The sequence below is a fragment of the Variovorax sp. Root318D1 genome (genome assembly GCF_001424835.1).
Classification (GTDB): domain Bacteria; phylum Pseudomonadota; class Gammaproteobacteria; order Burkholderiales; family Burkholderiaceae_C; genus Variovorax.
On record NZ_LMCQ01000019.1, the window covers coordinates 149025 to 161518 of the forward strand.

14 protein-coding genes are annotated in these 12494 nt (G+C 68.2%); 9 read left to right on the plus strand and 5 right to left on the minus strand.

Annotated features, from left to right (window positions below; genetic code table 11):
• Positions 1-8: 8 nt before the first annotated feature.
• Complete coding sequence (locus tag ASC78_RS15005; protein WP_055802680.1) at positions 9-1358, plus strand: M16 family metallopeptidase; 1350 nt, start codon at positions 9-11, stop codon at positions 1356-1358.
• A gap of 9 nt (positions 1359-1367) precedes the next feature.
• Here the strand turns inward: ASC78_RS15005 and ASC78_RS15010 are convergent, their stop codons facing one another.
• Positions 1368-2285: a LysR family transcriptional regulator ArgP gene (locus ASC78_RS15010; RefSeq protein ID WP_055802682.1), complete on the minus strand. Its 918-nt coding sequence runs from the start codon at positions 2283-2285 to the stop codon at positions 1368-1370.
• A gap of 83 nt (positions 2286-2368) precedes the next feature.
• On the opposite strand from ASC78_RS15010, the gene ASC78_RS15015 reads away from it, so the two are divergent.
• The 7 genes from ASC78_RS15015 to pcp all read left to right on the plus strand — a co-directional run bounded on the left by ASC78_RS15015 (position 2369) and on the right by pcp (position 7388).
• Positions 2369-3004 carry a LysE/ArgO family amino acid transporter gene (locus ASC78_RS15015; protein WP_055802684.1) on the plus strand — a complete coding sequence of 212 codons (636 nt, stop codon included), beginning with the start codon at positions 2369-2371 and terminating at the stop codon, positions 3002-3004.
• A gap of 32 nt (positions 3005-3036) precedes the next feature.
• The gene (locus ASC78_RS15020) at positions 3037-3702 is read left to right on the plus strand and encodes an RsmD family RNA methyltransferase (RefSeq protein WP_055802685.1); all 666 of its coding nucleotides are present in this window, start codon (positions 3037-3039) and stop codon (positions 3700-3702) included.
• A 42-nt stretch (positions 3703-3744) separates the two neighbouring features.
• Positions 3745-4248 carry a pantetheine-phosphate adenylyltransferase gene (coaD, locus tag ASC78_RS15025; protein ID WP_055802687.1) on the plus strand — a complete coding sequence of 168 codons (504 nt, stop codon included), beginning with the start codon at positions 3745-3747 and terminating at the stop codon, positions 4246-4248.
• 10 nt (positions 4249-4258) lie between these two features.
• A complete protein-coding gene (gene pxpB, locus ASC78_RS15030; protein ID WP_055802689.1) occupies positions 4259-4909 on the plus strand; it encodes a 5-oxoprolinase subunit PxpB in 651 nt (216 codons plus the stop codon).
• The gene (locus tag ASC78_RS15035) at positions 4906-5904 is read left to right on the plus strand and encodes a biotin-dependent carboxyltransferase family protein (RefSeq protein WP_055802691.1); all 999 of its coding nucleotides are present in this window, start codon (positions 4906-4908) and stop codon (positions 5902-5904) included. The genes pxpB and ASC78_RS15035 overlap by 4 nt, the downstream gene beginning before the upstream one ends.
• 67 nt (positions 5905-5971) lie before the next feature.
• A complete protein-coding gene (pxpA, locus tag ASC78_RS15040; protein WP_055802694.1) occupies positions 5972-6712 on the plus strand; it encodes a 5-oxoprolinase subunit PxpA in 741 nt (246 codons plus the stop codon).
• Positions 6713-6728: 16 nt separating this feature from the next.
• Positions 6729-7388, plus strand: a complete 660-nt coding sequence (gene pcp, locus ASC78_RS15045) for a pyroglutamyl-peptidase I (RefSeq protein WP_055802696.1) — start codon at positions 6729-6731, stop codon at positions 7386-7388.
• Here pcp and ASC78_RS15050 read toward each other — a convergent pair.
• The gene (locus ASC78_RS15050) at positions 7376-8077 is read right to left on the minus strand and encodes an alpha/beta fold hydrolase (RefSeq protein WP_200934314.1); all 702 of its coding nucleotides are present in this window, start codon (positions 8075-8077) and stop codon (positions 7376-7378) included. The genes pcp and ASC78_RS15050 overlap by 13 nt on opposite strands.
• Positions 8078-8255: 178 nt before the next feature.
• Between ASC78_RS15050 and ASC78_RS15055 the strand changes: the two genes are divergently transcribed.
• Positions 8256-8948 carry a histidine phosphatase family protein gene (locus ASC78_RS15055; protein WP_055802697.1) on the plus strand — a complete coding sequence of 231 codons (693 nt, stop codon included), beginning with the start codon at positions 8256-8258 and terminating at the stop codon, positions 8946-8948.
• Between the two features lie 30 nt (positions 8949-8978).
• Here the strand turns inward: ASC78_RS15055 and ASC78_RS15060 are convergent, their stop codons facing one another.
• From ASC78_RS15060 to ASC78_RS15070, 3 genes are all read right to left on the minus strand, one after another.
• Positions 8979-10562, minus strand: a complete 1584-nt coding sequence (locus tag ASC78_RS15060; protein ID WP_055802699.1) for an N-acyl-D-amino-acid deacylase family protein — start codon at positions 10560-10562, stop codon at positions 8979-8981.
• Positions 10563-10677: 115 nt separating this feature from the next.
• On the minus strand, positions 10678-12036 hold the full coding sequence (locus ASC78_RS15065; RefSeq protein WP_055802701.1) for a tetratricopeptide repeat protein: 1359 nt from the start codon (positions 12034-12036) through the stop codon (positions 10678-10680).
• Positions 12037-12067: 31 nt separating this feature from the next.
• On the minus strand, positions 12068-12466 hold the full coding sequence (locus ASC78_RS15070) for a tautomerase family protein (RefSeq protein WP_055803394.1): 399 nt from the start codon (positions 12464-12466) through the stop codon (positions 12068-12070).
• Positions 12467-12494: the final 28 nt, after the last annotated feature.

Consider the following 12494-nt stretch of genomic DNA (forward strand, 5'->3'; position numbering starts at 1 on the left):
GGATTCCAATGATCCCCATGAAAAAAATCGTCCGTTACGCGCTGTTCGCCGTCGTTGCCGCCGCGGCGGGAACCAACGCCGCGCAAGCCGCGCTGCCCATCGAGCACTGGACACTTGCGAGCGGCGCCAAGATCTACCTGGTGTCGACCCAGGCCCTTCCCATCGTCGACGTGCAGATCGATTTCGACGCCGGCAGCCGGCGCGATCCGGCGGCGCAGGCGGGCCTTGCCAGCGCGAGCGCGACCATGGTCGAGAAGGGCGTACGCGCCGGCAAGAACGGCGAGCCGGCGCTCGACGAGAACGCACTGGGCGAAGCCTGGGCCGATCTGGGCGCCGAGTTCAACGCCAGCGCCGGCACCGATCGCGCGAGCTACTCGCTTCGCACGCTGTCCGACCCGGCGCTGCTGGCCAAAGTGGTGGCGTTGGCTTCGCGCGAGATCGGCGAGCCCGCCTTCCCCGATGACATCTGGCGGCGCGAGCGCGAGCGCATCAATGCCTCGCTGAAGGAAGCCAACACCAAGCCGGCGACCATCGCGGGCCGTGCCTTTGCACAGGGCGTCTACGGCATTCATCCCTACGGACAGCAAGTTACCGAAGCCACGCTTGCGCGGATCGACACCGCCGCCATGCGGCAGCGCTACCAACAGCTCATCGTGCCCTGCCGCGCCAAGCTCAGCATCGTCGGCGCCGTGACCCGCGCCGAGGCGGAAGCCATGGCCACCGCGCTGCTCTCGCGGCTACCCGGACCGGAGGCCTGCACGCCGCTGCCCGCCATTGCGCCGGTGACTGCGCTCACGGCGCCCAAGGACGATCGCATTCCGTTTGCGTCGGCCCAGGCCCACGTGCTGATCGGCCAGCCGGGCTACCCGCGCAAGGACTCGGACCACTTCGCGCTCACGCTCGGCAATTACGTGCTGGGCGGTGGCGGCTTCGTCTCGCGGCTGACCAACGAAGTGCGCGAGAAGCGCGGCCTGGCCTACAGCGTCTACAGCGGCTTTTCACCGGGGCTGGATGCCGGTGCGTTCCGGGTCGGCTTCCAGACGCGGCCCGACCAGGCCGAGGATGCCGTCAAGGTCTCACGCGACGTGGTCGCGAAGTTCGTGGCAGAAGGGCCAACCGCCGAAGAGCTCAAGGCCGCGAAGGACAACTTGATTGGCGGCTTTCCGCTCTTGCTGGACAGCAACCGCAAGCTCATCGGCAATGTGGCCAACATCGCGTGGTACGACTTGCCGCTCGACTATCTCGACACCTGGACCGCGCGCATGAACGCGGTCACCGCAGCCGAAGTTCGCGCCGCCTTTGCACGCAAGCTCCAGCCCGAACGCATGGTGACGGTGGTGGTGGGCGGAAAACAATAACGGGCGTTCTCAGCGCAGGGCGTGCGCTCCGCTACCGGCGGCCGTTCGTACCGCCGCCTTGAGCCGTTCGAGCAGTTGCGGCGCCGCGCGCGCCTGCTGCCAGTAGAGCGGCACCTGCAGCGCCGAGCCGGGCACCAGTTCTACCAGCGCGCCCGTTCGCAGAGCGTCGGCCGCCATGCTGGCCGGAAGCATGCCCCAGCCCATGCCCGCGCGCGCCGCGTCGACGAAACCCTGCGCCGAGGGCAGCCAGTGCCGCGGCGTCTCGATGCTGCGATGGCAGATGCGCCGCACCCAGCGTGCCTGCAGCCGGTCCTTGCGGTCGAACACCAGGCTGGGTGCATTGCCCAATGTGCGCGCACCCACGCCCTTGCCGAAGTAGCGTCGCACGAACTTCGGGCTTGCGGCCGCCACGTAGTGCATGGCGCCCAGGGCCTCGCTGTTGCAGCCAGCCACCGGTTGGGCCAGGGCGGTGACGGCCGCCAGCACCGCGCCGCTTCGCAGACGCTCGGCGGTGTGGTCCTGGTCATCGACGGTCAGGTCGAGCAAGGCCGATTCTTCCTGCTGCGCAAAGGCCGCAGCGGCCGCCATGAACCAGGTGGCGAGGCTGTCGGCATTGACCGCCACGCGCACAGTGACCCGCTCGCCCGCGCTACCGCTCCCGCCGCCCATGCCAAGCGAGGGCAGGGCGTCGCGCAACTCGTGCTCCAGCATGCCCACGCGCTCGATGTGCCGGCACAGCTGCTGCCCGGCTTCGGTGGCCACGCAGGGTTGGCCGCGCACCAGCAGCGCTCCGCCCGTGCGCTCTTCGAGCAGCTTGACGCGTTGCGAGACGGCCGACGGCGTGACGTTCAGCGCGCGGGCCGCGCGCTCGAAGCTGCCTTCGCGCACCACGGCAGCCAATGCGTTCAGGGCGGCGTAATCGAGCATGGTTCTTCGTGAAATTAGAAAAACTAAATATGGCTTAGGAGGTTTAGTTTGAATTAACTGGTTCGCGGCGGCAAGCTTGCGCCATGGCTTACGAACAAATCACCACCGCATTCATCAACGGGTTCTTCATGAGCCTGGTGCTCATCGTCGCCATCGGCGCGCAGAACGCCTATGTGCTGCGCCAAGGCCTGCGGCGCGAGCATGTGAGCGCGGTGGTGCTGTTCTGCGCCGCCAGCGATGCGATTCTGATCACCGCGGGCGTGGCCGGAATGGCGCAGGCGCTGGAGGGGCGACCGGTATTTGCCACCGCCCTGGCCGGACTCGGCGCCCTGTTCTTGGCGGCATACGGACTGCGCGCGCTGTGGCGCTCGCGGCAAGCCGGCGCATTGCAGGCAGCAGCCCATGGCACATCGCTATCGCGCGCGGCCGTGCTGGCGCAGGCGGCGGGCTTCACCTTGCTGAACCCGCATGTCTACCTGGACACCGTGCTGCTCGTGGGCAGCACTGGCGCCCAGTACAGCGGCTCATTCAAAGCCTGGTTCGTTGCGGGCTCGGCGCTGGCCAGCGCACTGTGGTTCTCGGCGCTGGGCTTTGGGGCGCGATGGCTGGCGCCGGTGTTCGCGCGTCCGCGTGCCTGGCAGATGCTCGATGCGCTGATCGGCGGCACGATGCTGGTGCTGGCCGCGCTGCTGGCGCGGCGGGCCCTGCTCGGCGCATAGGAAGACCCATGCGGCGGCGTTAAGCTCGCCCCATGCCCCAGAAGAAAGCCGCAGCCGCCCAGCGTTCCACCTCGAAGCCATCGCCGTCCCCCGCGCGTTCGAAAGCGCTGCCGCGCGAGGTACGCATCATCGGAGGCCAATGGAAGCGCAGCCGTCTTCCGGTGACCGACAAGCCCGGCCTGCGACCCACGCCCGATCGCGTACGGGAAACGCTCTTCAACTGGCTCGCGAGCATGGCTGGGGCGGGCGGCGGCGAGCTGCCGGGCTGGCATTGCGTCGATGCGTTCGCGGGCACCGGAGCGCTCGGGCTCGAGGCGGCGTCGCGCGGGGCCGCAAGCGTGCTGCTCTGCGAGCAGGACGCCGCGCTGGTGGCGCAGCTACAGGCTGCCAAAACCAGGCTTTCCGCCGAAGCCGTCCGCATCGAGCGGGGCAATGGGCTCACGGCCCTCGAACGCACTGCGGCCGGCAGCCTGGATGCCGTGTTTCTCGACCCGCCTTTCGACAACGTCGCCCTCTACGAACCTGCTCTTCGTGCCGCGGCGCGGGCGGTGAAAGCCGGAGGCGCCGTTTACCTTGAAGCGCCGCGCCGCTGGGGCGACGAAGAGCTTGCCGCCGTCGGCCTTGTTGATTTTCGTTACTTAAAGGCAGGGGCGGTCCATGCGCACCTGCTGCGGCAGGCCGCAAACGGGACTGCATAATTCGCCGGACAAGCCGCACCGGCTGCATGAGGAAGAAAAACCATGGCCAGCAACGTGATCGCGGTTTATCCCGGCACTTTCGATCCCATCACCCTCGGCCACGAGGACGTGGTGCGGCGTGCAACCCAGCTTTTTTCCAAGGTTATCGTCGCGGTTGCGGCGGGCCATCACAAGAAGGCGCTGTTCTCCCTGCAGGAGCGCATCGAGATGGCGCGCGAGGCCGTGAAGCCGTACAGCGACCAGGTCACGGTCGAGAGCTTTTCGGGCTTGCTGCGCGATTTCGTGGTGGTGCGCGGTGGCAAGGCGATGGTGCGCGGCCTGCGTGCCGTGACCGACTTCGACTACGAGTTTCAGCTCGCGGGCATGAACCGCTCGCTGATGCCCGACGTGGAGACGGTGTTCCTGACGCCCAGCGACAAATACCAGTTCATCTCGAGCACCTTCGTGCGCGAAATCGCCATGCTGGGCGGAGAAGTCCACAAGTTCGTTTCGCCCGATGTGGAGAAGCAGCTCGCAGCCAAGGTGCGCAGCCTGGGTCGTGAGTAGCCGACTCCCGTTGCCTCGCCTGCATCCGCTCGGCGACGCGGCTTTGCTTTGCGAGCTGCCGCCGCCGGCCACGCTGGGGCAGCAGCAACGGATCTGGGCGCTGGGTGTGGAAGTGCAGCGGTGGGCCGGCGTAGGCGAGGTGCTGCCGGGCATGAACAATCTCACGCTGACTTTCGATCCGACCGCAATCGGAATCGATGCGCTGATGGAACGCGTGAACGAGGTCTGGCCGCGGTTGTCGGCCGGCGCCATCGAAGGCCGCAGGGTGGAGATTCCGGTGTCGTACGGCGGCGAGCATGGCCCCGATCTTGCCGACGTCGCGGCCTTCACCGGGCTCACGCAGGCCGAAGTCGTGCGGCGCCACAGCGCGGCCGACTACGTGGTCTACCTGCTCGGCTTCCTGCCCGGCTTTGCTTTCATGGGCGGGCTGCCGCCCGAGCTGGCCACGCCGCGCCGGTCGGAGCCGCGCACGGCGGTGCCCGCGCGGTCGGTCGGCATCGGCGGCGAGCAGACCGGCATCTATCCGCTGGTGTCGCCAGGCGGCTGGCAGCTGATCGGCCGCACCTCACTCGAACTCTTCGATCCTTCAGCCGAGCCGCCCACCCTGCTGCGGCCGGGCGACCGCGTGCGCTTTGTCGTCGAAAGCGTGCACATCACATGATGCTGGTCCAGAAGCCCGGCATGCTGACCTCAGTGCAAGATTTGGGGCGGCACGGGCATAGGCAGCTGGGCATCTGTCCCGGCGGCGCGCTCGACGTGCTGGCGCTCACGCTGGCGAACCGGCTGGTCGGCAATGCCGATGGGGCGGCCGGTCTCGAGATGACCATGGGCGGTTGCGAGATCCGCTTTGAAACCGCCACCCGCATCGCGCTGGCTGGAGACGGGTTCGGCGCCCGGCTCGACGGCATGCCGCTCTGGCCCTGCTGGAGCGTGCCGGTGGAGGCAGGCCAGACGCTTACGCTCGCGGGTGCCAATGCGGCCGGCGTGAAGAAGGCCGGGTTGCGCAGCTGGCTCGCCGTGGCGGGCGGCATCGACGTGCCGCCGGTGCTCGACTCCCGCAGCACCGACCTGAAGGCGGGCTTCGGGGGTCACCAGGGCCGCGCGCTGCGCAAGGGTGACCGGCTCGCGCTGGGCGCCACGGCGCTCGACGCCACCCGGCTGGCGAGGCGCCCGTTCGGCCTGCGTGGCCCCGACTGGGGCCCTGAGGAAAGCGACGGATCCATCGCCCTGCGCGTGCTGCCGGGCCCCGAGTTCGAACAGTTCACCGCAGCCTCGCACACGCAACTCTGGAGCGAACGCTGGCGCATCACCGCGCAGAGCAACCGCATGGGAAGCCGGCTCGCAGGCACCGAACTCAAGCGCAAGCGCAGTGTCGACATGCTCTCGTCGGGTGTCATTCCCGGCACCATCCAGGTACCGCCTTCGGGGCAGCCGATCATCCTCATGGGCGACGCGCAGACCACCGGCGGCTATCCGCGCATCGGCGTGGTGATCCGCGCCGACCTGTGGAAGCTCGCGCAGGCACCGCTCGACGGCCGGTTGCGGCTGGTGCAGGTCGACATGGCCGAGGCGCTCGAGGCATGGGCCGAGCAGCAGCGCTATCTGGCGCAGGTGGCGCAAGGGCTTGCGGCTGCGGGTTGGACGAGACCGGCATAGACTTGCAATCAGCAGGCGCGCGCCGGCCCGCCGGCCCGCCTCAGCGCTCGACGAAGGAACAAAGCTTATGCAAATCGACCTCAATGCCGATCTCGGTGAAGGCGCCGGCAGCGACGAAGCGCTGCTCGGCCTCGTGAGCTCGGCCAACATCGCGTGCGGATGGCATGCAGGCGATGCCAAGACCATGCGGCAATGCGTGCGCTGGGCGATCGAACACGGTGTCGCCATCGGCGCCCATCCGAGTTTTCCCGACCGCGAAAACTTCGGCCGCAGCACCATGCACCTGCCGCCCGACGAGATCGTGGCCAACGTGCTCTACCAGGTCGGTGCGCTGGCCGCGATCGCCAAGGCCGAAGGCGGCAAGCTCTCGCACGTGAAGGCGCACGGCCAGCTCTACAACCAGGCCGTGAAGGAGCCCGAACTCGCCGACGCGCTGTGCGAGGCGGTGCGGCGTTTCGATCCCACGCTCAAGTTTTTCGGCCTGGCGGGCAGCGGCATGATCGACGCCGCGCGCCGCGCAGGCCTCACGCCCGTTGAAGAGGTGTTTGCCGACCGCGGCTACATGCCCGACGGCAGCCTGGTGCCGCGCAGCCAGCCCGGTGCGCTCATCGAAGACGAAGAACAGTCGCTCGCCCAGACGCTCTCGCTGGTACGTGACCGCAAGGTCACGGCCATCGACGGCAGCACCGTGCCGGTCAATGCCCAGACGGTATGTCTGCATGGCGACGGCGCCCACGCACTGGAGTTTGCGCGGCGCATCCGCGACCGCCTCCAGAAAGAAGGCATCGCGGTTCGCGCGGTGGCCTGAGCGCGCCGTTCACGCCGTGGTGCAGCGAACCAATGTCCTGCTGACCGGGTTCGATCCGTTCGACCGAGAAGCCCTCAACCCTTCATGGGAAGCCGTGCATGCGCTCGACGGCTGGAAGTGCGGCCGCGCCACCGTGCATGCGCGGCAGATGCCCTGCGTCTTCGGCCAGGCGATCGAGACGCTTGCGGGCGTAATGGATGAGTTGCAACCTGAGCTGGTGCTGTGCATCGGCCAGGCCGGCGGCCGCGCTGAGATCACGCCCGAGCGGGTGGCCATCAACGTCGACGACGGCCGCATTGCCGACAACGCAGGCCGGCAGCCCATCGACGTGCCCGTGGTGCCTGGCGCGCCAGCGGCGTATTTCTCGACGCTGCCGATCAAGGCCATGGTGCGCGATCTGCGTGCGGCAGGTGTGCCCGCGTCCGTTTCGAACACTGCGGGCACCTTTGTCTGCAACCACATCTTCTACGGCCTGATGCACCGCATGGCCACGCACCCCGTGCCGGGGCAGCGCGGCGGCTTCATCCACATCCCTTACCTGCCCGAGCAGGCGGCGCGTTTTCCGGGAGTGCCGAGCATGTCGCTGGCTACCATGGTCGAGGCGTTGCGCATCGCAGTGGCTTGCGCGCTGGCCGTTGAAAAAGACATTGCCGAAACCGGCGGTCAGCTCCACTGAGCCAGCCAGGAGAGCAGCGCCGCATTGACGAATGCGGGCTTCTCCATCGTCAGCATGTGGCCGCATTGCGCCACCCACACCACTTCAGCATGCGGCACCAGCGCTGCGATCTCGCGCGTGCAGTAGGGCGGCGCCAGCCGGTCGGTATCGCCGCACACCAGCAGCACCGGCGCGCGCAGCGAGGGCAGGTGGGCGCGCGCATCGGGCCGGCGCATCACCGCGCGGTTCTGCCGGATCAGCTGCTGCGCGCCAGCGTCCAGCACGATGTCGAGATAGCGCTGCACCAGCGCCTCGTCGGCGGCCTGCGCGGGATGAAAAGCGAACACGACGTTCGGCTCGATCACTTCGCGCAGATCGCCTTGCTCGAACAATTCGATCGCGCCTTCGCGCAGTTCGTACATCTCGGGCGCCTCAGGCCGCGGGTTGGTGCCCAGCAGCGCGAGCCCGGCGATGCGCTCGGGCGCTTGCCGCGCGGCTTCCATAGCGATCATGCCGCCCATCGAAGCACCGCAGAGCACAAGCGGACCGGGGTGTTCGCGCAGCACGGCCGCGGCCATGGCCTCGATGGTGTCGTGCCGCGTGTGGGCATCGCTCACACGGGCTTCGAACGCAGGCGGGAGGACGGGTAGCTGCGCTTCCCAGAGGCGCTCGTCGCAGGCGAGGCCAGGCAGCAGGACAAGATTCGGCATGGGCCCATTCTGCGTGATCGGGCGATCTGGCGCAGCGGCATAGGCTGCCCGGCCAGGGGGTTTTGGGGCGTCGGATTGGGGTGCATTCGCCGTCACCCGTGCTGCAGGTGGCGGCCATGCAACAGATGCGGCCGTCGAGTGCACCCGCGTCACGCATGCGGTGGAGAATGGGTGTTCCATGCCCACGCCCACATCCGATTTCGCGACCGAACTCATCCTGATCCGCCACGGCGAAACCGCCTGGAACCGCGAACTGCGCTTCCAGGGGCATGCCGACGTGCCGCTCAACGACATGGGCCACGAGCAGGCGCGCCGCCTCGGCCAGCGGCTGGCGGGCGAGACGGCGCAGCACATCATCAGCAGCGACCTCATGCGCGCGCAGCAGACCGCCGCGCCCGCGGCGTTGCAGCTGTCGCTGCCGGTGGTCACCTCGGCGGGCTTGCGCGAGCAGCATTTCGGCGTCGTCGAAGGTTTGCGGGCCGACGAGATCCAGGCGCTGCACCCCCGCGCCTGGGAGCAGTGGCTGGAGTTTCACGAGGACCACGCCATGCCCGAGGGCGAGTCGGCGCGCGAGTTCCATGCGCGCATCGTCGCGGCGCTCGGAACCCTGGCCGCCACGCATCGCGGGCAGCACTTGATCGTGGTCACCCATGGGGGAGTGCTCGACATGGTGTGGCGCACCGCGCGCGGACTCAGCCTGAGCGGCCCGCGCCAGAGCGACATCCCCAATGCGGGCTTCAACCGCATCCGCATTGCCGACCCTGCGAAGCCTGACGCCATCGAGATCGTCGACTGGGCCGACACGCGGCATCTTGCCGACCTGCCGCCGCAGCCGACCTACGACCAGCGGCGGCATCTCGAGAAAAACTGAGCCGCCGAAGCAAAAAAAGCGCGCGCCTCCTCAGGTGCAGCTGCCGGCCTTCGGCGTGCGCAGCAGCGCTTGCCCCGCGCCAATGCCGGTGGGCTTGCCGCCATCCACCGCGAGCCGGCCGTTCACCAGCACCGTGACCACGCCCTCGGACAGCAGCGCAGGCTGCGTGTAGGTGGCCCGGGCGGCATAGCGCGAGGGGTCGAACACGACCACGTCGGCGTAGTAGCCTGGCCGCAGGTGCCCGCGCTGCTTCAGCCCCAGCGTGTCGGCGGGCAGCGATGAACTGCTGCGGATGAATTGCCCGAGCGAGATCGTGCGTTCCTTCACCACGTACTGGTCGTACTTGCGTGCGAAGGTGCCGTAGGCGCGTGGATGGCCCAGCGAAGAGTCGGATGAGGTCATGACCCATGGCCGCTTCATGAACGCGCGCACGTCGTCGTCGCTCTGGTTGAACGAGGCGATCATCAGGTCGCCGTCACGCAGCACGGCGATGGCGGCATCCACCGGATCGGCGTTCGAGGCCTTGGCCACGTCGGCCAGCGTCTTGCCGACATACTTGGTGCTGCCGGCCGAAAACAGGATCGTCTCGGGACCGCCGCGCAGGCGCAGGTTCTCGCGCATGCCGGTTCGCAGGCGCTCCTGCACCGCCGCATCGTCGAAGCGCTTGAGCATGGCCTCTCGGCCGCCATCGACGGCCCACGGCGGCACCAGCGCGGCCGAGAAGCGCGTGCTCGATGCCGTCCAGGGATAGTGGTCGGCCGTGATGTCGAGCCCGGCGGCACGCTCCTTCTCGATGCGGCGGATGATGTCGCCGCTCTGGCCCTGCACGTCCACGCCCAGCGCCTTGATGTGCGCCACGTGCACCGGCAAGCGGGCTTCGCGGCCGATGCGGATTACCTCCTCGATGGCGCCCTTCAGTCCGATGTTGTACATCGACTCGTCGCGGATGTGGCTGTCGTAGAGCCCGCCGTGCCGGGCCGCGACCTTCGCGAGCTCGATGACCTCCTCGGTCTTCGAGAAATTCTGCGGCGGATAGAAAAGACCGGTCGATAGGCCCAGCGCACCGTCGCACATGGCCCGGCTCACGTGCTGGCGCATCGCGTCGAGCTGCTCGGGCGTGGGCGCGCGATTGGCTTCGCCGAGCTGGCTGATGCGCACCGGGCCGAAGCCCACGTACATCGCCACGTTGGTGCCCACCGGCGCCGAACGCAACCGCTTCGTCTGCGCCGCGATGTCGAAGCCGCCGAAGCCGTCGTTGCCGATCACGGCAGTGGTGACGCCCTGGGTGAGAAAGGGAATGTTCAGGCGCTTCTGCGGATCGGTCGAATGCAGGTCGGAATCGGCGTGGGTGTGCGCGTCGACGAAGCCCGGAGCCACGATCATGCCCGCGGCATCGATGGTCCGCCGCGCGCTGAATTGCGCCGGCGCCTTCGGGCCGGCAAAGACGATGCGGTCGCCCACGATGCCGACGTCGCCCACGATGGGCTCGTTCGAGTCGCCCGTGTAGACGGTGCCGCCGCGCAGCAGCAGATCGAGTTCGACCGGGGAATCGGCGGCGGATGAAAGACCCGCCATGGCCGCGAGCGCGGCGAGCACGACAACTGATTTCTGCATGGGCGAGCGATCCGGAGCGATGTGAAGTGGGCAGTTTAGGAGCCGCTCCCGCGCATCGTTAATTCCTTTTGCGATACGCCCCATGACCGGAAGGCATGGCCTCTGTCTGCCCCACTCAGAGCCGCGATGCCAGTTGTTCGAGCCCGAGCTGCGCATAGACGGCGCCGGTCTGGCGCCGCAGGCGCAGCGATTCGGGCTGCCCGTTCAGCTGCTGCTGCAGGATGCCCTGCGCGCCCGTGAGCGTCGCTTCGCTGCCGACACGCACGAGGGCATCGAGGTACACCTGCTCGAACAGGTCGCGCTGCGCGTGGCTGCCGCCGATCTCGAGCAGTCGCGGCAAGGCCATGCCCAACCCTTCGATGGCGGAAGCGAAATCGCCGCGCGCATGCGCAACGAGGCCGCGCGCGGCCGGCACGCACACGTGCTCCCAGGCGGCGCGAGCGGAGAGCGGCGCGTGTGGCGCATGGGCTTCGATGTTGCGCAGCAGCGCATCGGCCTCGGGGCGGCCCGCGCGGGCCAGCCCGTACAGATACTGCAGGTCGAGAAACGGCAACACGTGGTCGGCGGTGCGCTGCACGAGGTAGCCGCTGACGTCGTCCCATCGCGTACCGACATCGATGCCCGCGAGTTCGAAGCGCGCGAGCAGCGAGACGGCGCCGATCTGGTCCTGCGAGTAATCCTTCACCACGCCCCACACCTCGCGGTCGTACACCGCGAGGGCTTCGGCATCGCGACCCAGCTCGATGAGGAACAGCGCCACGTGCCACCAGTTGTGCGTGACCATGAACGAGTTGAGCCCGGTCCAGCTGTCGCTCACGCTGTGCATGAACGCCAGCCCTTCGGAGAGCCGGCCTTCGGTGAGCATCACATGCGCCAGCGCGTGATGCGCCCAGGGTTCCTTGCGGCACATGCCGATGGCGCGGCGGGCGCTGGCCTCGGCCTCGCGCATCAGGTGGCACTGCTCGTAGCCGAAGGCGGCCATACCATGCACATAAGGCACGTCGGATGCGGCCGGCAGCGTAGTAAGCGCCAGGCGCAGCATGCCGGGGCAGTCGCCGATATTGAAGCAGTGGTACTGCCCGAGCTTCAACGAGACGAGGTCGCGCGGATGCTCCCGCGCTTGCTCCGCGTGCAGTGCGATGGCCTTGGCGATGTCGCCCTCGGCCCAGGCCTCGATGGCCGCGATGTAGCGCTGCTCGCGCGGCGTGGCGCGCGCCATCCCGGCGCGCGCCTTGTCGAGGAAGGGCCGTGCGTTGGCCGCGGCCTCGCGTGATTCGGCAAAAAGGTGCAGCGTTGCGCAATAGGCCTGCACGATGGGGCTCGCATCGCGGTCGGCCAGTGCAAGCAGGTTGACCGCGCGCGCTTCGGTCGAGACGAAGCCCATGACGAAGTCGTCGACGAGCGGCAGGCTGGCGGCGTCGTCGAGCGTGAGGGGGTTGCCGAAGCTGTCGGCATGCAGGGTTGCGGGGGGCATGGCGCCATGGTGCCACGCCCCGCCGCGGGCTTCAAACGCCTGCTTGCTGGTGGCGGTATTCCTGCGTCTTGCCGCCATAGCCGTAGGCCGCGCCGCGGGCGTCGATCACGTGGATGTACGACACCTCGTGCAGGTTGGGCCGCAGCCGCGCCATGGCGGCATGCACCTCGCGCAGATAGCGCGCCTTTTCCGCCTTGGTGTTGGTCTCGTCCGTGACACTGATGTCGAGGTGAAACGCCGACTTGCCGAGCGAGGCCAGCGACTGTCCGCCGATGAACCAGGTGTCGGCGGCGATGTACTGCACCGTGATGGCGATCACCGGCAACTGCTTGCCGAGCACGCTCTGGGTCAACTCGGCGACCACGTCGACGGTTTTGCGCGTGAGCTGGGCATCGGGTTCGCCCGAGAGGTGGACAACGATATGCGGCATCTGGAACTCCATGAGTGAGTGAACGATG